Genomic DNA, 24,086 nt, shown 5'->3' with positions numbered 1-24,086 from the left:
ACATCTATCCTTACAGCATTACTGCTGCATGTTCAGTCGCTTCGATGAATTTTTCAGCATCCATCGCTGCCATACAGCCGCTGCCTGCTGCGGTAATCGCTTGGCGGTAGCGAGTATCCTGTACGTCTCCACAGGCGAAGACGCCGGGGATGTTCGTTTCGGACGTGCCAGCATGGGTTACGATATAGCCGTTCTCATCAGTCGTGATCTGTCCACCGAGGAAGCCAGTATTCGGATGGTGACCGATCGCTACGAATACGCCGTGTGCTTCGATGATCTCTTCTTCACCTGTTTCGTTGTTCTGTACTTTCAGACCGGTGACGCCGAGTGGTCCGGCAACGACTTCCAGTGGTGTGCGGTTCAGACCCCACTCAATTTTGTCATTGGCACGAGCGCGATCTTGCATGATTTTGGACGCGCGCAACTCGTCACGGCGGTGTACGAGTGTTACTTTGGAAGCGAAGCGAGTCAGGAAGCTTGCTTCTTCCAGCGCGGAATCACCGCCGCCTACCACGATGATCTCTTTGTTACGGAAGAAGAATCCGTCGCAAGTCGCACAGGTGCTTACGCCGCGACCGATATTGTCCTGTTCGTTCGGAATGCCGAGATACTTGGCAGTTGCACCGGTAGAGATGATCAGCGTCTCGGTAACGATCTCGCCTTTGCCTTCCACTTGCAATTTGAATGGACGTTCGGACATGTCTACGTTGTCGACCCAGCCAGTGTAGAATTCAGCGCCAAAACGCTCTGCTTGTTTACGCATATTGTCCATCAGTTCAGGACCCATGATTCCGTCAGGGAAACCAGGGAAATTCTCTACTTCTGTTGTGGTAGTCAATTGACCGCCCGGTTGTGGACCTTCGATGACGAGCGGGCTCATATTTGCACGAGCAAGATAAATGGCAGCCGTCAAACCAGCAGGACCAGTACCAATAATTACGGATTTATACATGTTCCATTCCTCCATGATGATAAATAATGGGCTAAAGCTACGTTCTCTATCAAGCTGTACAATCAAGTTTATGCGAATACGCGTCTATTTAATCATGCCAACTAGCAAGTGATCCCATCGTTTACTATAGTTTGTATAAATAATATTAACACAAAACTATTTTGTGTGCAATTAAATTTATTTATAAAATAATATTAATTATGCTGTGTAGGAAAACGTTAGTCAAATGAAGTTCTAATGAACCGTACGATGTAGCCCCATTGGAATCGAAATTGCTGATCTACTCCACTTCACAGCAAAAAGGATCTGTATACTTCTCATCGGAAGTACAGATCCTTTGTCTACTATACTGCATATTCTGTTTACTATATTTGATGATGAGAATGCCCTTGCAGCAAGCACACATATTTTACACTTGAATAGCAATCAATCCTTGTACACTTTTCCCCAGCCATACCCAGCTTCTTCGGATACATCTTCCGGCATTCCCGGTAAAATCAGTCCGCCGTCTACACGTAAATTGATACCGGTAATATACGATGCGGCGTCTGATGATAGCCATGCTACCGCTTCACCGATATCACCCGGTGTACCCATACGACCCAGTGGAATTTTGTGTCCAAGGGGTTCGGTTAATGCGTCTTGCTCTGGTCGATTGACGGTAGCTCCTGGTGCAACACAGTTGACCCGAATCCCGTGCGGTGCCAGTTCCAATGCCAGCGATGCGCAGGAGCGGATCAATGCTGCCTTCATCCCGCCATAAATGCTGTCACCCGGATAGGCGCGTTCCCCGCGCGACGAGGTAATATAGATGATATTGCCTGCAATCTGCCGCTCGATCATTGCTTGTGCGGCATAACGCGTTGCCAGAATAGGTGCGCGATAATCCAGATTGATCATCCAGTTGATATCATCCGGCTCCAGTTCCACCAGTGGCTTCATTGTACTGGCGCCGGAATTATTCACCAGCAGGTCGATCCGGTCATAATGTTCCACCGCTTCACGGATGGTACGTTCTACTTCCTCCTGCTCTACCAGATTGCTCTCAATAATATGGCTGTCTGTCCCGTATTGATGTGCCAGCTCCTGCGCCAACTGTTCCGTTTCCTCCCGACCAGAATGACAGGTTAGCACAAGTCGATACCCTTTTTGCGCCAGTACGGTTGCAATACCTCGTCCCAAGCCAACGCCCGCTCCAGTAACGAGTGCCACCGGACGATGCTGCTGAGTTCTATTGGTCATATACAGATAAGCCCCTTTCACAACAGATGATGCACATTATTACCCCCGCCTTCCTTGCTTCACCCTGCGAAATGAATATCCTACCACATACCAAGCCGAGACCAAACTGAATCAGACATAGAAACAGGCATCCCGGATACAAATCCGAAGATGCCTGTTATCGGATAAAGGAAAGGATAGCACAATCGATGTTGGAACACTTGACTGTGCTTCCTGCCAGATGTGTTAACCGTTCGTCTGATGATGCCGACCGATGGTTTCCTGCCAGATTCGGCGCATATGCAGCGATGCTTGCGGCAGTTGCTCCTTAGTCACACCTTCCAGCGAAATGTCGATATGCGGCTTGTACTGCTGTAACAGCTCGAAGAAGTATGGATAATCCAGTATGCCTGTTCCCGCCAGCACCTCTTCCTTTTGCCCATCCGCTGTAAAATGAATATCCTTCGCATGGATCAGAATGATACGCTCCGCCAGCCGTTCCAACACGCCGCGCAAAAAGCCCTGCTGATCGTCCACAAATTCAGTTTTCATCATATTGCACGGATCGAACAGCATACCGACCGTTGGGGAAGGCACTTCGCTAATTAACTGCTCCATCAGCTCAGCGGTCTGTAGCGTATGGGTTGCTACTGGCTCAATCGCCAGATGGACACCCCATTTCTCCGCTTCCTCTGCCAGCTCGGTCACTGTCTCGCGCAGCGTCTGCCAGCCAATCTCGGCATAGTTATCAGGATGAGTCGGCTGGTATGTATGAAAAGAACCCGTCTCCGTCGCCACCATACTGCAACCAAAATCACGCGCATACCGCAGATGCTCCTTAAATCGGTTGATCTCACTACGCCGCACATCACGGTCAGGATGCACCGGATCAATATAACAGCCGAGCACCGCAATACGCACACCTTGACGGTCAAATTGCTCAGCTACATAATTGCCCAGCCCCGGACTCAGCTTGCCGTTGGCAGTGTCGATATCGGAAATGGCTTTGGCTAGCGCTAGTTGTACGCCCTTGAATCCACCAGCAGCAACACGTACCGCCAGATCAGCCGCAGGCTGTTTGCCATAAATATGGGAAAGCACGGATTGTCTCATCGAATACACCCCGTTTCTATAAATGGAACTACACAATTGCGAAATGGTAATGACGTACTGCATCTATGGATCGTATACGACAATGCGGGCAGTGATGCATAATAGCACTCCCAGTAGTACTAGACGTAAGCGTAAGTGTTTAAACCCAACATATCCAATTCACCACGAAGCCAGTACAGTGAGGACATCGGATATCCGTTGCAATCAATAAAAAGGAAGCTTAACGTGCCAACCAGCCGCCATCTACACACAGCACATGACCGTTCAGATAATCCGAAGCGGACGAAGACAAGAAGACAACCGGTCCTTTCATATCTTCCGCTGTGCCCCAGCGAGCTGCTGGAATACGATCGGTAATCGCATCAAAGCGCGCGGGATCAGCAACGATCGGTGCTGTATTGTCAGTCAGCATATAGCCCGGTGCAATCGCGTTCACCTGAATGCCTTTGGATGCCCATTCGTTGGCAAGCGCCTTCGTAATACCAGCAACCGCGTGCTTGCTAGCAGTATAGCCCGGCACATTGATGCCGCCCTGATACGACAACATGGAAGCGACGCTGACAATTTTGCCACTGCCTCGTTCAATCATATGACGCCCAACCAGTTGCGACAAATAGAACACAGTTTCCAGATTGATGTCGATCACATCGGCAAAATCTTTCCACGAATGCTCCACAGCCGGGGTGCGGCGGATAATGCCCGCATTGTTGACCAGAATATCGATCTGCCCTTTAAAGTTCAATGCCTGCCCGACCACATTTTCCAGCTGATCATGCTTGCTCAGATCGGCTTCGATGGAGATTGCATCGCGTCCGAGTGCTTTCACTTTCTCCACGGTATCGTTACTGTCAGAATACGATACACATACTACATCCGCGCCCGCTTCCGCTAGTCCGAGTGCCATTCCCTGTCCCAAGCCGCCACTGGAACCTGTCACCAGGGCGACTTTGCCGTTCAAATCAAATGAATTCATGCTTATTGCTCCTTTTCGTATCAAAATGGAAAGCATAGTGCCGTATCTAACGTTTTGCTACATCAAGCGGTACACCCGCCTGACGGAATTGCTCTGCCTGTTCGTCGGACAATCCGCTGTCGGTAATGACCATATCCATTTCCGAGCAAGATGCAAATGTCCAAAGTGCAAACTGTCCGAATTTCTGGTGATCCACAACACCGTATACATGCTGTGCCGCTGCAACCAATGCCTTTTTAAAAGGAACTAGATCGCCTGTATAAATAGATAATCCAAACTCTGAATGCAGTGCAGTCGATGAAACAAACGCCTTGTGAATATTCAGCCCGCGCACGTATTCAATCGCCTGACTGCTAATGAGCATATTGCGATTGCGTTCGCCGCCCGGTACAACAAGTCGCACCTGCTCCCTGCGCGCCAATTCACTCAAAATAAACAGATCGTTCGTCACAACTGTTAACGGAATGGCAGGCAAACGGCGGGCAATTTCCAGCGTCGTGCTGCCACCATCCAGTGCGATAATATCGTTTGGCTGAATATAGGATAAGGCGCGCTCGGCGATCTCGCCTTTTTCTGGCATATGCTTGGTGTTGATGCCTTGACCAGACAAGATACCATACTGGTCATTCTGCGCCAGCACCGCGCCGCCATGCACACGCATCAGCAGCCCCATTTCCTCCAGCCGTGCCAGATCCTCACGTATTGTCTTGCCTGTCACGCTCAGTGTATCGCTCAATTCGCCAACCGTAATCTCCTGATTGGCGATCAGTAATTCCATAATCTTCTCGTGCCGCTTGATTGCGCTCATTCCAACCCCCGTCCTTTCCGGCACATGCTCGTACAGACTCTTCATGTATAGAAGTCTATGCAGATGAGCAAAGATGTAGATATCAATATCGTTTATAAGCTGTACCGGAATGGTGTTTTTGGGTTTATTTTAAATCCTGCATGGCAACCGCGTCCATATCATCGAACGTTTGGTTCTCACCTGCCATTGCCCAGCAGAACGTATAATTGCTCGTACCGACACCGCTGTGAATCGACCAGCTTGGCGAAATAGCAACCTGACCGTCGCGCACGACCAGATGCTTCGTTTCCTGCGGCTCGCCCATAAAGTGAAATACGACTGCATCCTGCGGCACATTAAAGTACAGATACACTTCCGAGCGGCGATTGTGCGTATGCGAAGGCATCGTATTCCACATATTGCCCGGCTCCAGCTGCGTAATCCCCATCACGAGCTGACAGCTCTTGATGCCGCCTTCGTGGATGTATTTGTAGATGGTGCGTTCGTTGGATGTTTTGATGTCGCCCAGATGGCTTGGCGTTGCATCTTCACGAGTCGATTTGGTCGTTGGATACGCTTTGTGTGCAGGTGTGGAGACAAAATAGAATTTCGCCGCATCCCCGCCGTTACTAGCAAAGCTCACTTCCTTCGTGCCGAGCGATACGTATAGACATTCAAATGCGCCGATTTCATAGGTTTCGCCATCAGCCGTAACTGTACCCGGCGCGCCGGTATTGATGATCCCAATCTCGCGGCGTTCCAAGAAAAAGTCGGTGCCGATGTCCTTGAGGTTCACTTCCAGCTTGATCTCCTTCGACGTTGGAACCGCCGAACCGACAATGTAGCGATCCACATGACTGTAAACGGTTACGAGTTCGTCCGGCTTGAACAGATTCTCGATCAGAAACTCCTCGCGCAAACGGGCAGTGTCAAACGTTTTTACATCATTCGGGTGAGATACATAACGGTTTTCCATGGTGATCATCCTTTCGAATAGGTTTATTTTATGTTCATATACGTTTATATTAGTTCATTTTGAACCTAAAAGGAAGGGGGAGATGGAAATAATTTTTCGGTGGATGGGGTGGCATTCACTCCGGGGAGGAATAAGGGGACGTCCTCCGGTGGAGCCATCGGAATCTTCGGAATAGGAAATAATCGTAGATTCCTATGGCTCCAAAGCAGTAAGATATTTTGCTTCGCAAAAATCACTTTTTATTGAACCCCGTGTTTGAAATTCGCAAACACTGTAAGTCGTCCTTTCCCCTTATTTCCTCCCCTGCGTTCCGTGCTTACCACATCCAACGCAAGATTATTTACTTCTTGGTGAGGAGCAGATTGGAAAGATTGAAAGACGTTTTGCAGACTGTGATGTTTTGGTTGTTGTATTTGCTGTTGCGGGAAGCTTTTATTGATTTGTTCTAATGAATAGGCATGATATTTAGTGTGCATATGGCAGTGAATAGTTATCGTAGTGTTCATACGTGATGATTATGATCGTAATAGAAGATTATGGGATGTGTATTTTGCTTGATCGCAAAGCGTGGGTGGTCTTACATTTCGGGAGGAATTGGTCGTTATTAATTATGTAGTTATTGGTTGGATTATTATTGGCTTTGTAGTTTGTTTTTGCTGATTTCACTGTGGTGAATGATGAGATTATTGGTGGAATTAGCTTCTTGGAATTACTGTTTTTTTGATCAACATGTGCTGCTATCGAATATTAAGATTTGCTGTTCAGAGAAGTAAGAAGATGGTCTGATCTATTTTGAGAAGTGAACAGGTATACGTTGATTCGTTCATATTTTCTACATATTATTGTGGTAGGATAATTGTAGGCAGGTCTGTGTTGAACGAAGTTTGGCAGATTGCATGTTACTATTCACTGCTGATTTCGGGGATTTGAGAAGGAAATAGAATCCTGTTTTCAGCTTGATTCAAGATAGTCGAGATAAAATAAAGAATGCTATATTCGTACGAAGAACGTGTACATTGGCGCAATTAGATGTTCATTCATGCTTCTCATTGCACTTTTAACGATACTTAGTAATTTTATTGTGTATATGATGCGAGCATCGCTTAGCGGAGGTAAGGGAATAAGGGGAAAAGACGACTTACAATGTTTACGAATTTCAAACATGTGGTTCAATAAAAAGTGATTTTTGCGAAGCAAAATATCTTACTGCTTTGGAGGGATGAGAATCTACCGATTAGGATTGAATGTAGATTCTCATCCCTCCACCGGAGTCTGTCCCCTTATCCCTTGCCGGAGCGTTTGATGCCCACACATCTACCTAAAACTCAATCCGAAGGAGAACAATACCATGGTAAGAATTCTAATCGCTGACGACGATGCGTCCATTCTGGAATTGATTCATATGTACCTCACCCGCGAAGGCTATAGCGTGCACCGTGCTCGCGATGGGCAGGAGGCATTCGATATGCTGAGCGATGGCAAATGGGATCTGATTATTCTCGATGTCATGATGCCGCATATGGACGGCTGGCAGCTGTGCATGGACATTCGCCGCTATTATGGCGATGTACCGATTCTGCTCGTTACTGCCAAAGGCGAAGCCGAAGACAAGATCAAGGGCTTCCGACTTGGCACCGACGATTATCTGGCGAAGCCATTTGTACCGGAAGAACTGGTGATGCGTGTCAAAGCGCTGCTGCGCCGCTATCGTATTTTCGCTGGGGAATCGCTGACGATTGGCAATGTGCGATTGGATGCCGCGACCAAGGAAGCCGATGTAGACGGTTCGTTACAGCCACTTCCGGCAAAGGAATTTGAACTCATTTATACGCTTGCTGGCTTCCCCGGTCAGATCTTCACTCGCGATCAGCTGATCGAGAAGATCTGGGGACATGATTACGATGGCGACGAGCGTACCGTCGATGTGCATATCAAGCGTCTGCGCGACCGCTTTTCCGAACAAAATGGATTTACGATTCAGACGATCCGCGGCATCGGCTACCGGATTGAGGTGAAAGCAGATTGAAAAATATATACAGCCAGCTGGTGATTACGTTTATTCTCGTCATCGTCGCCAGCTTTGTCATTACGCTACTTATGTCGGATTGGGTGATTCAGCGGCAACAATCCAAATATATGCAAGACGGTATTCTCAGTAATGCGGAAGCCATCGCGGCAATGCAGGCAGAGATTCCCGAAAAGTTAATGCAGAAGTATCTGGATAGTCAGGCAGGGCAAACGCAGATTATGGTAATTAGCGAGGACGGCACGGAATATCGTTCGAACGGTAACGGTCCGGGCGGTCCTCTCGGTCTGGCACCACCTCCGAGTCCATTTAGCTCTGACCCGTCAACGAGTAGTTCGTCAACTACGAATGACGTTTCTACTGGATCGTCATCCACATCGACGGAAGATTCTAGTTCAGGCACGTCCAACACGGATGGTAACGCATCGTCAACTGGAAATGAAAGCTCGTCCTCTCCATCTGCTCCGAATGCTAACGGCGCTACGAACACTCCCGGTGACATGCCTCCGCCGTCCGGTGCCAACAACGGCGAGACGCCGCCACCGCCCAATCAGGAACAGGCTTGGACGATTCCAGATGATGTGAAGCAGCTCGTACTGGATGGAGGTATTTACCATCCAGAAAATAAAGAAATGGAAAATACGCCCGGCATTCCGGGAATGAACTTCCATTTCGGATTTGGCAAGCAAGACCCGGAACCGCGCTATGTAGGTGTACCGTTTGAACGCAATGGAGTGCATTATGCTTTGTTCATTCGTCCGAACCAGTTCAGCAATCAGCTGAACAAATGGATGATTCTGGCGCTGTCAGTCATGCTGACGACGGGTGTGTTACTGTTCCTGTTCGCTGCACGCCTGATTGCACGACCGATTACGAAGCTGTCCGAAGCGACGCGGCAAGTCGCGAAGGGCGATTACAACGTCCGCGTCAATCTGAAGCGCAAAGATGAGATTGGCGAGCTAGGCAATAATTTTAACCAGATGACCAGTCAATTATCCAAAATCGAAGCGATGCGGCAGGAGTTCGTCTCTAACGTCTCGCATGAAATTCAGACGCCGCTCACTTCCATTCGCGGCTTCGCGGTTGCGCTCAAGGATACGGCAAGCACCGAGCAAATGAAGCATTTGAAGATCATCGAGCAAGAGAGCGAACGGCTATCTAAGCTCAGTAGCAACCTGCTCAAGCTTGCTTCTCTTGATGTGGTCAAGCTGAATCTGTCGCACTTCCGACTGGATGAGCAGGTTCGTATGGCAGTCGTCTCCTGCGTGCCGATGTGGACAGCGAAACAGATTGAAGTGTCCGCCGATCTGGACAAAATCCTATTCGATGGGGATGAGGATCTGCTCAGTCAGGTATGGATCAATCTGCTGTCCAATGCGATCAAGTTCACCCCGGAAAAGGGCAATATCTACATCACCTTGACCGAGGATGAACAGTGGATCAAGACGAGCGTGCAGGATACGGGTTGCGGTATCGACGCTGAGCATGTGGAGCATATTTTTGAACGGTTTTACAAAGCGGATACATCTCGCAATTCAGCAGTCGGCGGCAATGGTCTTGGCTTATCGATTGTGCAAAAAATTCTAATGCTGCACGGCGGTCGGATCGAAGCGACAAGTACAGTTGGTGAAGGAACGACGATGACTGTGTATCTGCCGCGCCCGATTCCGTTACCAGAGCCTGAGAAACAACGCCCGTCAGAATAAACATGCACCACCGATCATTTGTACAATATACTGGCTTTTTCGTCCCAACCATCAGGATTTATCTATGAATGGATATGATTTTTCGATAATAAATATACAATGTTTATATGTAACTTATGTGTTATAGTCGGTTATTACTTTTCCATATATGTGCTGTAATAAAAGGTGCGGAAACCCTTTCATAATGGGGGTTCGCACCTTTTTTATGTATATTTAAAACAATATTCAGCATCGTTTAAGGTAGCGTTCATTTCTTGTTCATATTGCATTGTTATATTTTGTACATCAAAAACATATGACAACTGCTCCTCATCATCATGTCACGGAGCTGGACCCCATATTCATGCATGAGGAGGCAACAATATGAAAGGCTCATTTCTACGAAGGATCGACCCGGTCCTTGCTATTCTAGCTCTGGTCGCTGCGGGATTATCGCTGTACAATATCAGTCAATCCGGTGATCTGAACACCTACTACGCAGCAGCGGTTACGAGCATGATGCAGAGCTGGCACAACTTCTTCTTTAACTCGTATGATCCCGGCGGATTCATCACCATCGACAAACCGCCTGTCGCATTCTGGCTGCAAACGATCAGCGCCAAAATCTTCGGCATTCATAGCTGGAGCCTGGCTCTCCCATCCGCACTTGGACTGGCTGGCTCGGTCATCCTGCTCTACCTGATCATCAAGCCGCATTTTGGACTGGCAACAGCTCGCATCTCCGCATTGATTCTCGCATTGACACCGATCGCGGTCGCTGTCAGCCGCACGAACAACGCGGACAGCACACTCGTCTTCTTCCTGATGCTGGCAGCTTACGTGCTACAACGCAGTGTCAAAACTGGTAAACTGCTCACCTTATGTATCGCTTTTGCACTGGTCGGTGTCGGATTTAATACCAAGATGCTGCAAGCGTTTATGGTACTGCCCGCGTTCTATCTATTCTACTGGCTCGCTCGTAAAGGACAATGGAAACAAAAGATTATGCATCTGCTAATCTCCGGTGTCGTACTTGCTGCCGTGTCGCTCTCCTGGGCAACAATCGTTGACCTGACACCTGCTAGCGAACGCCCATATGTAGGCAGTAGCGGTACAAGCAACTCTGTACTAGAACTGGCACTTGGTTATAACGGCATTAGCCGTCTGACTGGCGATTCTGGTGGCGGTAGTGGAAGTGGCGGCGGAGGCGGACAACCTCCGAGTATGAGCAATCAAAGTGCCTCATCCACAACCGATAGCACACAGACAACAGCAACAACTGCTAACACTTCGGCGGATCAAGCTGCAACGACTACAGACAGTACATCGACAACCAGTACTGCGGCAGTCACAACCAGCTCGGATACATCATCTGACAAGTCCAGCACGATATCCACTGCATCATCTACAACAGCGGATACTAGCGTAGCCCAGACCAATGGTGCTCCTTCAGGCGGTATGGGTTCCGGTGGTCCCGGCGGATCGGGTGGCGGTCCGGGCGGTGGCTCTGGCGGCGGTGGCATGAGTGGTGGCGGAGGCGGAGGCAGCAATGACGCTGGTGACGCCGGTATTCTCCGCTTGCTGGATGACAGCAATGCTGGTCAAATCGCCTGGTTCCTGCCAGCTGCACTGCTGAGCGCTCTCATGCTCTGGCTGCAACGCAGAGAACAACGTAACATCGTACTATTCTGGTTCGCATGGCTGCTGCCGATGATCGTATTCTTCAGCATCGCTGGTCACATTCACCGTTACTACTTTGTGATGATGGCTCCTGCGATTGCCGCTCTGACTGGTGCAGGTATCGTTCAGCTCTGGAAAGCAGGACGACGCTGGTGGACAATCGCCTTTATGGCAGTTGCACTTGGAACGGGTATCTATATTACATGGGGACAAGGTATGACCGTGCTAGCTATTGCGGCATTTGCCCTCGGTATCGTTGCCCTGATCCTACTGCTGTTAAAACGCGATGCATTGAAACGTGGCGCTCTGGCGCTGACACTAGTAGCATTGCTGGCAGCTCCAGCTTACTGGTCACTGACTCCGGCACTCTATGGCGGCAACTCGGTTCAACCGTATGCTGGACCGGAACTTGCCGACTCTCGTAGCGGCAACAATAACAGTTCTGACGTAGATGCCGATCTGATCGCTTATCTGGAAGCCAATCAAGGCGATGCCAAATATCTCGTCGCGACAACGGCTTCGCAAACTGCAACACCGATCATTCTGCAAACGAGTGACGCTGTCATTGCATGGGGCGGTTTCAAAGGCTCCGATAGTGCATTAACAGTCGATCAGCTGGAGCAACTCGTAAACAGTGGACAACTCCGGTACGTACTGCTTGGTGGCGGTATGGGCAGCGGCAGCTCCGAGCTGACGCAATGGGTGCAAGAACACGGAACCGAAATTTCCGAATCGGAATGGAAATCCGGCTCTACCGCATCTGCCACAACCACTTCGACAAGCGCCGATACATCGGCAAGTACAACCGTTACCAATACAAATAGTAACAATGACACTTCGACAATAACACAAGCGAGTAGCAGCACTGATTCCGGTCGTGGTTCTGCCGGCGGCTCCGGTCGTGGCGGCGGTATGGGCGGCTCGCAAATGACACTGTATCAACTGACGGCGGAATGAATATTCCGCAGCATGTTACCTCAAGCTCTTGAACATCCAAAGGAGGACTATCGATGAAATATTCCATTATCGTTCCAGTTTACAATGAAGAAGAAGTTGTACTGGAGTGCTACCGCCGTCTGACGGAAGTGATGCAGCAAACTGGAGAAACCTATGAACTGATTTTTGTAAATGACGGCAGCCGTGACCAAACGGCTGCTATGGTCACTCAATTGTGCAACACCGACTCATCGGTCAAAATGATCGACTTTTCCCGTAACTTCGGTCACCAGATTGCAATCACTGCCGGTATGGACAGTGCATCCGGTGAAGCAATTGTCGTCATCGACGCCGACTTGCAAGATCCACCCGAATTGATTTTGCAAATGATTGAGAAATGGAAAGAAGGCTATGACGTTGTCTATGCCACTCGCGCGGAACGCAAAGGCGAAACAGGCTTCAAAAAATGGTCAGCTGCCCTCTTCTATCGCACGCTGAACAAACTGAGCGATATCGACATTCCGCTCGACACAGGCGACTTCCGCCTGATCGACCGCAAAGTGTGCGAAGCGATGAAAAGTCTGAAAGAAAGCAACCGCTTCGTACGTGGACTGGTCAGCTGGGTCGGTTTCCGTCAAACATCAATCGCTTATGTGCGTGAGGAGCGCTTTGCCGGTGAAACCAAGTATCCACTCAAAAAGATGCTGCGCTTCGCATCCGACGCCCTGATCGCTTTCTCACTCAAACCGCTGCGTCTCGCTAGCGTACTAGGTAGCTTCGTTTCCCTGTTCAGCTTTATCTTCCTGCTGTTCGTTGTCGGTCAGAAGTTGATGAACTTCTCAACTACACCGGGCTGGGCATCCATCATCGCCTGCATTCTGTTCCTCAATGGGATCATGCTTGTTATTCTCGGCGTACTGGGTGAATATGTCGGTCGCATCTACGATGAAGTCAAAGGTCGTCCGCTCTACCTCGTACAGGAAAAACGCAACTTTGTGCAACAACAGCAACAACCGCTGCATGATCAACACATCGTTACCGAGCAACGCGCTGTTAACGACCAACGTCAAATGAACCAAGAGAAACGCTATGTTGGTTTCTAAGCTCTTTTCCAATCAGGCAGTACGCTTTGCCGCTGTCGGCGTCTCCAATACCGTTATCGACTTTATCGTATTCATGCTGCTGCAAAACCTAACTGGGGTTGCAGCAGCTCAAATTCTCGGCTATAGCGCCGGAACTGCCAACAGCTACTACTGGAATCGCAAATGGACATTTGCTCGTGACAAAGGTTGGGATGTAGGCGAACTGATCCGTTTTCTCGTCGTTAATATCTGTGTTGCCGTCATTACCAGTATCGCAATCAGCCTTGTACCTGCGACCATTCCAGTCTGGATGGCGAAGATTGCTGTGACGATTCTCGGTCTAGGCATCAACTTCGGCTTTAGCAAGTTGTGGGTATTCCGCGGATAAGATATTGGTTAGATAACGAACAAACTGTTTTGTCTCTAGGATTCCAAAGTCTATACGTTATGATCCCAAGACAATTTATACGTTAGAAGATTCATATATGCCTGTTTTCTATTGCCAATGCGCAAGGTTTCCTTTCCATCCTTCGTTAAGCAAACTATATCTCTTGCTCTCTATATCAATGGATATTTCGATTCAACTATACCTAAGCTACCATCATCTAAGGAGGCATTCCCATGAAAGTACGTAAAGCGATTATTCCGGCAGCCGGTCTTGGTACACGTTTGCTGCCAGCTACCAAAGCCCAACCTAAGGAAATGCTTCCGATCGTCGACAAACCGGCGATTCAATACATCATTGAAGAAGCGGTTGCCAGTGGCATCGAGTCTATCCTGATCGTAACCGGTCGTGGCAAGCGTTCGATCGAAGACCATTTTGACCATTCCGTTGAATTGGAACTTGAACTAGCTACGAAAAATAAAACTGCTCTGCTGGAGCAAGTGAACTATATTTCCGAGATGGCGGACATTCATTATATTCGTCAGAAAAAGCCGCTCGGTCTCGGTCATGCCATCCTGTGCGCCAAGCAATTCGTCGGCAACGAACCATTCGCTGTTCTGCTCGGTGATGACCTGATCGTTAATGGAGAGCCAGGTCTGAAACAGCTGATTAACCAGACAGTCTATCCGTCTACTGCTATCGTCGGCGTACAGCATGTACCGTATGAAGAAACGAACAAATACGGAATCGTCGCACCGTCTGCACTCCCGAATACGCCACATTCCATTATCCCACTAAGCGGGATCGTCGAAAAACCAGATGTGGCAGATGCCCCTTCTGATCTGGCGGTTATCGGACGTTATATCCTGCCACCGGAAATCTTCGACATTCTCGAAGACACACCACCGGGTAAAGGCGGCGAAATTCAACTGACCGATGCCATCTCCCGCCTGCCACATCTGGCTGCACTAGAAATTCAGGGCAACCGTTACGATATCGGCGATCCACTTGGTTATGTAAAATCGACCATCGAGTTCGCCCTGAATCGCCCGGAACTGCGCGGCGAGATTCAGAAGTATCTGGAAGAGCTATACAACCGCTCGCACGCATCGGTAAAATAACGTCTGACAAGTTGGAATAACAAAAGCCTGCACGATATCCTGTGCAGGCTCTTTGCTGTCCCTATTTACTATGATATTTCTATACCTGTAGATTCTTTGTGCTATCCCACCGTCTGTTCCATTGTCCACCACGTATTTGCTTATGAACCATCCATCTCATTCTGAACCATGTATCCGCTTATGAAGCGTCTGTTTTGTTCTGAACTGCCTATCGTCTGTGAATCGCCTAGCTTATTATGCATTGATCTACTCGCTATCGTCACAATTTAATCCATCAGACTCTCTCCCATAATCACACTATTCAACGCTTTCATCCCACCAATAATATCCTCATGCTTCAGATGACCATAGCCGATCAACAACGTATCATTATCGCTATGCTCACTCTGTTCCGTGGAATACTCAGAAGCCAGCGTCAAGCGTATTCCTGCATCGCCACATCGCTTGAGAAAAGCAGCATCCAGCTTCAAGCCCGGAAGTTGAATCACTGTATGCAGACCCGAAGCATCTCCCCATACGATGACTTCATGGGAGATGTATTGGTCGATAGCCTTCAGCAGTGTATTTCGTTTCTCACGATAGATGCGCCGCATTCGCTGGATGTGCCGATCCAGTTTTCGCTGCTGTATAAAATGGCTGAGTGCCACCTGCTCCATGATCGGATTTTGAACATCCAAGTACTGTCGGTTCTCCTTCCATGCATTATGTAGTGATCGAGGCAAGATGGCAAATCCAATCCGCAATGCTGGAAAAAGGGTCTTACTAAATGTACCGACATAGATCACTCTTGTAGGGTCCATGCTATATAGCGGGCTAATCGGAGAGCCGGTATAACGAAATTCACTATCATAATCATCTTCGATCATATAAAACTGCTGGTTGCGTGCCATTCGGATGAATTCAGCACGTCGTTCAGCAGGCAATATCACCCCCAGTGGAAATTGGTGCGATGGAGTCAAATAGATTGCGGATACGTCATGATTGGGCAAAACAGCAACATTCGCTCCCTGTTCATCGACAGGCATCCAGACGAGCGGAATACGATTATTTTCAACAATCTTTCGAATCGCCGGATGAGAAGGGCTTTCTAAAGCAAAGGCCCTGTTTTCCTGCTTCAATATATGCACAAGCAAATGGAATGCTTGCGTCGCTCCAGAGGTGATAAAAATATCAGCAGGGTCTACCTCCATCCCACGGCTCCGCAGCAGCCAATCGGCAATCTGCTCGCATAGTGGCTCGTACCCTTTGCCGTTACCGTAGCTCAGCAGCTCTGGCAATACATCAAGGGCTGCCTTTTGAAGACACTGCCGCCAGCTATACCATGGAAAAGCCGCCCAATCCGGTTGCCCGGTCTTGAAGTCCCACCGGATAGGGATTGGCTCGGTTTTAGTCTGCTTCGCAGGCTGTTGATCTAGCTGCTGTTCTAGCTTTAGCCCAGAGGCTACACGCGTGGCTTTTCCCTGCTGCCTCATGATAAAGCCTTCAATGTCCAGCATATCGTACGCTTCGCAAACGGTATTACGCGCTACTCCCAGCTCGCGTGCTAATGCACGCGTCGAAGGCAAAGCCTCGCCCTCCAACATATTGCCCCGTAGAATCGCTTGCCGAAATGACAAGAATATCTGTCTCGCAAGAGTTATGCTACTTTGATGCTCTAGCTGAATCCCCCACATCTGTAATCCTCCTTTCCAACTGGTCCAGTCCAAATGATACCATACTGGCTCTTATCCTCGTCCAGTTCCCTTTTTATAATGTGATCTATATCCATCCTATGATGAGGACAAAGGGGACTTACTATGCAGCAATTCAAAGGAAAACTTTATTTATTACTGGCGTTTACCCTCGCGGGTACATCTGTTGTGGCAGGCTCCATACTATCTGAGCGTCTGCCTTTGTTCACCATTACAGCAGTGGGACTGGGCATTCTGCTGCTCTGTCTGGCTCCCTTTTACGGGAAAGCAACGATACAGACGATTCGGCATCTTCGTCGGCATGACTGGATGATGCTAATCCTACAGGCGTGGTTTGGCATGTTTTTATTTCGCATAGGCTTGCTGCTTGGGGTTAGTCGTACAAGCACATTGGAAGCGGGGATATTAAGCGGCACGACACCTATGATGACGGCTGTACTGGCTTTTTTTCTATTAAAAGAACAACTGAGCATCAAGAACGCATTAGGCATTGGATGTACTGTAGTAGGAATTATGCTATTGCAGAACACAGGTAATACTACCTTTATGCCATCCATGCAGCATATATGGGGCAATCTATTCATTCTTGGTGCAGCTGCGAGTGAGTCATTATTTAATATTATTTCCCGTAAACAGCGTGCTACTGATCCACATTCTACTGCTCGGGACATTCAGCCGATGGTTCAGGTTTGTATCGTGTCTGCTATCGCTTTGGGCTTCTGTCTAATCCCATTTCTGCTGGAGCAGCCTAAGCCTGTTCAAACGCTATTGCTTATTCAGTGGTACGAATGGATCGGATTGATCTGGTATGGATGGATTATCACAGGGCTTGCGTTTTTCTTTTTCTACAAAGGTGTCACCTATTGCAGTGCCTACACAACCGCTGCTTTTTCTGGTATGATGCCACTCACTTCGATACTGTTATCGCTGCTGCTTCTAAAGGAACAGGCTAGCTATATGCAAGGGTTGGGAGGACTTCTGATTATCGTCAGTATCGTTTTGATTGCCGAGGACAAGCGAAAAGCAGATAGATCCTCAGCCTCTGCAAGCGAATCGATTTCAAAGACTTCCTGATTGACGTAGCATATGGCTTAGCTATAACTATTCATTTACTTTGCTGCTATAACTCTGGATCGCCTACTATATCCTTTCCAAGGTACAGCCGCTCATTATTTCCCGGGTAACTTTCCTGCTTACCTTTTTCCCTAATCACTAAAGCCGCGAATAGAATCTAATAACAAAAAAAGCTCCCCCGGTTATCCGGGAGAGCTTCAGTACAGGCAAGCAGCCTGTTGTTATTACGATAAAACTTAGTAACCTACGCCGTTGTATGTCATGATCCAGATCGAACCGGATACGACAACGAGTACGATTGCCAGACCGAAGATCAGAGCCATCACGTTCCAGCGAGGTTGGTTGCCCTGACGTTCACGCACGTGCATGAAGAAGAACAACTGAACAACGAACTGCAATACGGCAGTGATCATGATCACCAGAACCGTAGGGAATCTGTCCAGCATATGATTGAGGACGACGACCAGTGGAATGATGGTCAGAATGATCGACAGGATAAAACCGATGATGTAAGACTTTAACGAACCGTGAGCATGTGCTTCATCGTGTCCGTGTGTATGGTTGGAATGATCCGCCATGTTACATCACCCCCATCAGATAAACGACCGACAACAGGAAAATCCAGACGGCGTCCAAAAAGTGCCAGTACAAGCTGAGTACGTTGACTTTACCGCGTGTTACATCGGTAATGCCTTTGCGTCCCAGTTGAATCATAATAAGCAACATCCAGCCCAGACCCATCGATACGTGAAGTCCATGCGTACCAACCAGCGTGAAGAACGAGGTGGCGAATGCACTTGTACCGAAGTTGAAGCCTTCGTGTACCATTTTGATAAACTCGTCAACTTCCAGGAAGATAAACGCTGCACCCAGTACCCATGTTACTGCCAACCATGAAATCAGTTGCTTTACTTTCCCTTGGTTCATTGCCAGTACGGCAAGACCACTTGTAAAGCTGGATGTCAGGAGGATAAAGGTTTCAGCGATAACGCCCGGCATTTCGAAAATCTCGGACGCGCTCGGTCCGCCTGCCGTATTGTGGTGCAAGACCACATACGTAGCAAACAGCGTACCGAACAAAACAACGTCCGTGATCAGGAAGATCCAGAAGCCAAGCAGCTTCAGTTCCTGTGGATCGTGATGTCCATGGTCATGATGATGATCATGACCGTGTGTTGCGGCTTGTGCCATTAAAGTGTCCCCCTTAATGAAGCCTCAGTTTTTTCTACTTCTTCTGCTGGAATGTAGAAGCCCTCATCATCATTCATGGAACGTGCAGCCAGACAAGCCAACACGCCCGCAAGACCGATTACGGCCATCCATACCCAGTGGAATGTAAAACCGAAACCTGCGATAAAGAAGCACGTAGAAAAGATAATCGGGATACCCGAATTACTAGGCATATGAATTGGTTCGTATTTTGGTTTCGCATCCTTCGCAGGAAGCTTACCAGCAGCACGACGCTGCTTCTCGATCCACAGTGGATCTCTGCTATCCACTACCGGAGTAATGGCAAAGTTGTATTCTGGAGCTGGAGAAGGAATCGTCCATTCCAGTGTGTGGGCATCCCACATGTCGCCAGTAACATCTCTTTCGCGATGTACAAAGCTATAAGCGATCTGTACAGCCTGCAAGATGAAGGCAATACCCATCAGGTACGCACCAACCGTCGATACGACGTTCAGCGGGCCCCAGCCGGTATCCCAATCAAATGTACTTACACGACGAGTCATACCCATCAGACCGAGCAGGTACTGCGGCATGAAACATACGTAGAAACCGATGTTCCAGAACCAGAAGGACCATCTGCCCAGCGTTTCGTTCAGCTTGAAGCCGAACATTTTTGGCCACCAGTAGTACATGCCGGCAAAGTAACCGAACACGACGCCACCGATCAGAACTTGGTGGAAGTGGGCAATCAGGAAGTAACTGTTGTGATACTGGAAGTCAGCAGGTGCAACCGAGAGCAGTACCCCTGTCATACCACCGACGATAAATGCCGGTATAAACGCGACCGTCCAAAGCATTGGCAGATCGAAGCGGATACGTCCGCGGTACATTGTGAACAACCAGTTGAATATTTTAACCCCTGTCGGGATTGCGATCAACATCGTGGACAAAGCGAAGAAGGCGTTGACGTCTGCACCGGAACCCATCGTGAAGAAGTGATGCGCCCAAGTAAAGAACGATACAAACGCGATGATCATCATCGCAAAGACCATGGAAGTGTAACCGAACAGCTTTTTGCGTGAGAACACGCTGACGACTTCGGAGAAGATACCGAACGCCGGCAAGATAACGATATATACCTCAGGGTGACCCCACATCCATATCAAGTTGATATACATCATCGGGTTACCCCCACCGTCAAGGGTGAAGAAGTGGCCGCCCCCAAACCGGTCCAGGAACAGCAGTGCCAGTGTAACAGTCAGAATCGGGAATGCGAAGATGATGATTACGCATGTTGCGAATACCGACCAAGTGAACATTGGCATTTTCATCATTGTCATGCCTGGTGCACGCATTTTGATGATGGTAACGAGGAAGTTGATACCTGTTGCCAGGGAACCAATACCAGAGATCTGAATACCCCAGATGTAGAAGTTCTGACCCGGACCCGGGTTAAACTGCATCTCCGACAATGGTGGATAACTGAGCCAACCTGCGTCCGGCGAACCGCCGATAACGAAGGAAAGGTTAAACAGCATCGCACCGAGGAAGAACAGCCAGAAGCTCAGGGAGTTCAAATACGGGAACGCAACGTCGCGCGCGCCAATCTGTAGCGGAACGACAACGTTGAACAAACCGAACATAAACGGCATCGCCATAAATAAGATCATAACTACGCCGTGCGTAGTGAAGACTTGGTTATAATGCTCAGGATGCAAAAACTCAAAGTTTGGAATCGCTAGCTGCGTACGCATCATCAGGGCATCAACGCCACCGCGGAACATCATGATGATGGCAGCCAGGATATACATGATACCGATCTTTTTGTGGTCGACGGTAGTCAACCAGTTACGCCAGAGCCATTTCCACTTTTTGAAATAGGTCAATCCAGCAACGATGGCAATCGATACCAATGCAATGGATACGTCTGCACCGTAAATCAGCGGATCACCGGTGACGAAAAACTCGGATGCAAACTGTTTAATATTTTCGAGCATCGTGGAGCTCCTTTCACTGTCTTTATCTATACCGTGTCAGGCAGACAACAGTATAATGCAGCATTGTATCAATGCCAGAACATCATTCAACCGACAGAGGATTACTTGGAATCCGTACCCAATCCATCATGCTGTTGATTGGATTCACTGTCTGTACCCATGTCGCTTTGACCTTCATTGCTCTCACCTTCACCGGTTTGAGTCTGAGGAGTCGTATGGGATGCACGATCAGTATCAGCAATACCACCTGGCAGATATTTGCCCACCAGTTGTTGGAACAAATTGTCCGGGAACGCCGAGAAGAATTGCTTTTCAGCTGTACCTGGAGTCGACAGCGATTGGTACGTATCCATCGTCATTGGCTGAGACTCGGTTTTTACCTTGTTCACCCATGCCTGATAGTCCGCATCGCTCACTGCATTTACGTCAAATCTCATGTCGCCAAAGTGCTCACCACTAAAGTTTGCACCGGAACCAAAATACGTGCCTGTATGGTCTGCCTGCAAATACAAGGTCATCGCCATACCAGACATTGTATAAATCTGACCACCCAGCTGCGGAATCCAGAAGGAGTTCATCGGAGCATCGGAAGTCAATTCAAAACGGATTGGCGTATCTTCAGGAATGGTCAATGTGTTCACAGACGCGATTCCCTCTTCAGGATAGAAGAACGCCCATTTCCAGTCCATCGATACTGCCTGGATGGTTACGGGTTGCTTTTGTGACTGAATAGCCACGGAAGGTTCGAGCGCGTACGTATAACGTACCGTTACGATACCAATAATGGCGATTACGACAATCGGAATGCCCCACCAAATGGATTCAAGCAATGTGCTATGGCTGAAATCCGGATCGTATTTCGCCTTTCTGCCCGGCTTGTCACGATATCTCCATACAATGACAAATGTCAGTATGGTAGTTGGTACGATGACAATCGCGGTCAGAATCGTAGAAATGATAATGATATCCCGTTGTCCTTCTGCAATAGGGCCTTTCGGATTGAGAACAGCGTAGTTACTGGAGCCAGTAGCTAACGCCCACACCGTCAGGGCCAGCGACAGAACAGTTACAACCAGAAGAACCCATAACATAAGGCGCGAACCTGGTTTTTTGTTCATCTTGATCCCCTTTCTCACTTAACGCTCATGACGTTCATAATATTGAAACCACACATTCCTATGGTAACACTAAGTGTGCTTTTTGCGTATCCATAGAAGGTGTAAATTTCAGTTTTTTTTGGCTTGTTAACAAATCTGTCAATTTATTAGTAACCAAAAGTGAATGATTTCACATTATTTCAAGATTAACATATTTTTACTTCAACAAAAAGCCCCTTTAAGAATAAATCTTAAAAGGGCCGTATTCATGTTGTTTGTTGCATATTATACGTCTGTTAACAACGTATAACTATCAATCATCTTTAATGCCTTCTTTGCCCTCATCGCTGCGAGCCTGCATCGATCCGAGCCATTTACCAAGCGAATAAATGATCGCAAAAGCCGCCAAACAGCCTACTCCCATCATCAATCCCAAGTTATTGTCGTTAAATGGTTGAAGATTGAATACAATCAGCAGGATACCGGCAGCACAGGCAATCCATGCCACGATACTGAGCATACGGCTCAGTCCATACGTATTTTGCGCTGATGTTCTATTACGGGGACTTTTCGAGTTGGTAGCCATGGAATCCACTCCCCTTTCTTCGTAGTTGTTTTGCTAGTATGTGTACCGGTGATCACTTGCATGCATTCAATATTGGATCGCATCGGTATGCTATACTGCCTATTACCACAAAATAGGGTCTTTGATTCGCTCGTCCCATTTATATTTTAAAGATCGATCGTATTAGCGCGTTTCCATCCAGTTATTACGCACCACATTCTGATACCAGTAATAACTTTCCTTCGGTGTACGCACCTGAGTACGGAAATCGACATGCACCAGCCCAAAACGCATACGATATCCTTCTGCCCATTCAAAATTATCCATGAGCGACCATGCCATATATCCCTTCAGATGAATACCGTCGTTGATCAGACGGTGTACCTGAGCGATATGCTGTTGCAAATAGTAGACGCGAATCACGTCATTCACTTTACCATTTACCGGACATTCATTAATACAAGCGCCGTTCTCGGTAATATAGATATCGTTGTTGCCGTATTTTTGTAGATAGTGAATGACATCATACAGACCGGTCGCATCAATCGGCCAACCGATATCGGTCTTGAACAGCCCCATATCCACTTCCTCACTTTGCAAAGAACCAGCGGATGCGTTATACCGATTAACAGTTGGATGATAATAATTGATACCTAGCAGATCAATCGGTTGCGCGATAATCTCCAGATCGCCATCTTGAATAGGCGGCGTTGCGCCTGCTTGCTGGAACCATTCATATAGAGAAGATGGATATTGTCCTTTGTAGATCGGATCAAGGAACCAGTCGGCATACACTTCAATATTACGGTCACAAGCAGCTCGATCTTCCGGACGCTTGCTGTAAGGAACCGCCCACGCGACATTCGGCGCGATTCCGATCTGTCCTTCTAGTTGCAGTTCACGGAATAGCTTCACTGTATGTCCATGCGCCACTAGAACATGATGCCCAACATTCAGCGCAACTTGCAGATCCTCATTCCCCGGCGCATGCTTGCCTTCCAGATTGGACAGAAAAGCGATGCACCATGGTTCATTGAACGTGAGCCAAAATTTGATTTTGCCAGAAAATTCACGGAAGATCACTTCGGCATATTTGACAAAAGCATCGATAGTGCGTCGATTCTCCCAACCGCCCACATCCTGTAACGCCTGTGGAAGGTCCCAGTGATATAACGTACAAAAAGGCTCAATTCCCGCTTCCAGCAACGCATCTACAAAACGATGATAAAACTGGATGCCTTCACGGTTAATCTCTCCATCCCCATCTGGAATAATACGCGGCCATGCTACTGAGAAGCGATACGTATCAATACCGAGTTCTTTCATTATAGCAATATCTTCTTCATACCGATGGTAGCTGTCACAAGCGATATCTCCATTATGCCCGTTATACACTTTGCCTGGCGTATGAGCGAATGTATCCCAGATCGACAATCCGCGTCCATCTTCCTGATACGCGCCTTCAATCTGATACGATGCGGTCGCTGTGCCCCAGCGAAAATCCTTTGGAAATTGGAAAATAGTCATAATTGAAATCCTCCCATAGTAAAATATT

At 48.2% G+C, this 24,086-nt stretch carries 20 protein-coding genes; 7 read left to right on the top strand and 13 right to left on the bottom strand.

Annotation, left to right across the window (positions count from 1 at the left end; genetic code table 11):
• Positions 1 to 10 precede the first annotated feature (10 nt).
• The 6 genes from trxB to kduI all read right to left on the bottom strand — a co-directional run bounded on the left by trxB (position 11) and on the right by kduI (position 6,022).
• Positions 11 to 952 (bottom strand): thioredoxin-disulfide reductase, encoded by a 942-nt coding sequence (gene trxB / locus ACDE64_RS03790; protein ID WP_411345182.1) that lies wholly within the window; start codon positions 950 to 952, stop codon positions 11 to 13.
• Positions 953 to 1,378: 426 nt separating this feature from the next.
• On the bottom strand, positions 1,379 to 2,194 hold the full coding sequence (locus ACDE64_RS03785; protein ID WP_411345181.1) for an SDR family NAD(P)-dependent oxidoreductase: 816 nt from the start codon (positions 2,192 to 2,194) through the stop codon (positions 1,379 to 1,381).
• A gap of 225 nt (positions 2,195 to 2,419) precedes the next feature.
• Entirely contained in the window at positions 2,420 to 3,286 is an 867-nt protein-coding gene (locus tag ACDE64_RS03780; protein ID WP_411349043.1) for a sugar phosphate isomerase/epimerase family protein, read from the bottom strand.
• A gap of 220 nt (positions 3,287 to 3,506) precedes the next feature.
• Positions 3,507 to 4,259, bottom strand: a complete 753-nt coding sequence (gene kduD, locus ACDE64_RS03775; protein ID WP_411345179.1) for a 2-dehydro-3-deoxy-D-gluconate 5-dehydrogenase KduD — start codon at positions 4,257 to 4,259, stop codon at positions 3,507 to 3,509.
• A gap of 46 nt (positions 4,260 to 4,305) precedes the next feature.
• Positions 4,306 to 5,067 (bottom strand): DeoR/GlpR family DNA-binding transcription regulator, encoded by a 762-nt coding sequence (locus ACDE64_RS03770; protein ID WP_411349042.1) that lies wholly within the window; start codon positions 5,065 to 5,067, stop codon positions 4,306 to 4,308.
• Positions 5,068 to 5,191: 124 nt separating this feature from the next.
• The gene (kduI, locus tag ACDE64_RS03765) at positions 5,192 to 6,022 is read right to left on the bottom strand and encodes a 5-dehydro-4-deoxy-D-glucuronate isomerase (RefSeq protein WP_411345177.1); all 831 of its coding nucleotides are present in this window, start codon (positions 6,020 to 6,022) and stop codon (positions 5,192 to 5,194) included.
• A gap of 1,348 nt (positions 6,023 to 7,370) precedes the next feature.
• Here kduI and ACDE64_RS03760 point away from each other — a divergent pair.
• From ACDE64_RS03760 to galU, 6 genes are all read left to right on the top strand, one after another.
• Positions 7,371 to 8,048, top strand: a complete 678-nt coding sequence (locus ACDE64_RS03760) for a response regulator transcription factor (protein WP_411345176.1) — start codon at positions 7,371 to 7,373, stop codon at positions 8,046 to 8,048.
• A complete protein-coding gene (locus ACDE64_RS03755) occupies positions 8,045 to 9,754 on the top strand; it encodes a sensor histidine kinase (protein ID WP_411349041.1) in 1,710 nt (569 codons plus the stop codon). Before ACDE64_RS03760 ends, ACDE64_RS03755 begins: the two co-directional genes overlap by 4 nt.
• Before the next feature lie 363 nt (positions 9,755 to 10,117).
• Positions 10,118 to 12,370, top strand: coding sequence for an ArnT family glycosyltransferase (locus tag ACDE64_RS03750; protein ID WP_411349040.1), 2,253 nt, complete (start codon positions 10,118 to 10,120; stop codon positions 12,368 to 12,370).
• 53 nt (positions 12,371 to 12,423) lie between these two features.
• Complete coding sequence (locus tag ACDE64_RS03745; RefSeq protein WP_411349039.1) at positions 12,424 to 13,452, top strand: glycosyltransferase family 2 protein; 1,029 nt, start codon at positions 12,424 to 12,426, stop codon at positions 13,450 to 13,452.
• Positions 13,439 to 13,819, top strand: coding sequence for a GtrA family protein (locus ACDE64_RS03740; RefSeq protein WP_411349038.1), 381 nt, complete (start codon positions 13,439 to 13,441; stop codon positions 13,817 to 13,819). Before ACDE64_RS03745 ends, ACDE64_RS03740 begins: the two co-directional genes overlap by 14 nt.
• Positions 13,820 to 14,052: 233 nt before the next feature.
• Complete coding sequence (gene galU, locus ACDE64_RS03735) at positions 14,053 to 14,937, top strand: UTP--glucose-1-phosphate uridylyltransferase GalU (RefSeq protein WP_411349037.1); 885 nt, start codon at positions 14,053 to 14,055, stop codon at positions 14,935 to 14,937.
• 266 nt (positions 14,938 to 15,203) lie between these two features.
• Here the strand turns inward: galU and ACDE64_RS03730 are convergent, their stop codons facing one another.
• Complete coding sequence (locus ACDE64_RS03730) at positions 15,204 to 16,610, bottom strand: PLP-dependent aminotransferase family protein (RefSeq protein WP_411349036.1); 1,407 nt, start codon at positions 16,608 to 16,610, stop codon at positions 15,204 to 15,206.
• Between the two features lie 123 nt (positions 16,611 to 16,733).
• On the opposite strand from ACDE64_RS03730, the gene ACDE64_RS03725 reads away from it, so the two are divergent.
• Positions 16,734 to 17,702: a DMT family transporter gene (locus ACDE64_RS03725; RefSeq protein ID WP_411349035.1), complete on the top strand. Its 969-nt coding sequence runs from the start codon at positions 16,734 to 16,736 to the stop codon at positions 17,700 to 17,702.
• 236 nt (positions 17,703 to 17,938) lie between these two features.
• Here ACDE64_RS03725 and cyoD read toward each other — a convergent pair whose 3' ends face one another.
• The 6 genes from cyoD to ACDE64_RS03695 all read right to left on the bottom strand — a co-directional run bounded on the left by cyoD (position 17,939) and on the right by ACDE64_RS03695 (position 24,058).
• Positions 17,939 to 18,280, bottom strand: a complete 342-nt coding sequence (gene cyoD, locus ACDE64_RS03720; protein WP_411345170.1) for a cytochrome o ubiquinol oxidase subunit IV — start codon at positions 18,278 to 18,280, stop codon at positions 17,939 to 17,941.
• Position 18,281: 1 nt separating this feature from the next.
• Positions 18,282 to 18,893, bottom strand: coding sequence for a cytochrome o ubiquinol oxidase subunit III (cyoC, locus tag ACDE64_RS03715; protein WP_411345169.1), 612 nt, complete (start codon positions 18,891 to 18,893; stop codon positions 18,282 to 18,284).
• A complete protein-coding gene (locus tag ACDE64_RS03710; protein ID WP_411345168.1) occupies positions 18,893 to 20,869 on the bottom strand; it encodes a cbb3-type cytochrome c oxidase subunit I in 1,977 nt (658 codons plus the stop codon). The genes cyoC and ACDE64_RS03710 overlap by 1 nt, the downstream gene beginning before the upstream one ends.
• 101 nt (positions 20,870 to 20,970) lie before the next feature.
• Positions 20,971 to 21,987 carry a cytochrome aa3 quinol oxidase subunit II gene (gene qoxA, locus ACDE64_RS03705; RefSeq protein ID WP_411345167.1) on the bottom strand — a complete coding sequence of 339 codons (1,017 nt, stop codon included), beginning with the start codon at positions 21,985 to 21,987 and terminating at the stop codon, positions 20,971 to 20,973.
• A 292-nt stretch (positions 21,988 to 22,279) separates the two neighbouring features.
• Positions 22,280 to 22,552 carry a hypothetical protein gene (locus tag ACDE64_RS03700; protein ID WP_411345166.1) on the bottom strand — a complete coding sequence of 91 codons (273 nt, stop codon included), beginning with the start codon at positions 22,550 to 22,552 and terminating at the stop codon, positions 22,280 to 22,282.
• Positions 22,553 to 22,714: 162 nt separating this feature from the next.
• Positions 22,715 to 24,058, bottom strand: coding sequence for a GH1 family beta-glucosidase (locus ACDE64_RS03695; protein WP_411349034.1), 1,344 nt, complete (start codon positions 24,056 to 24,058; stop codon positions 22,715 to 22,717).
• Positions 24,059 to 24,086: the final 28 nt, after the last annotated feature.

It is taken from the genome of Paenibacillus sp. WLX2291, assembly GCF_046603665.1.
GTDB lineage: Bacteria > Bacillota > Bacilli > Paenibacillales > Paenibacillaceae > Saccharibacillus.
The sequence above is the reverse complement of the archived record's forward strand: the minus strand, read 5'-3'. Positions and strand labels throughout refer to the sequence as shown.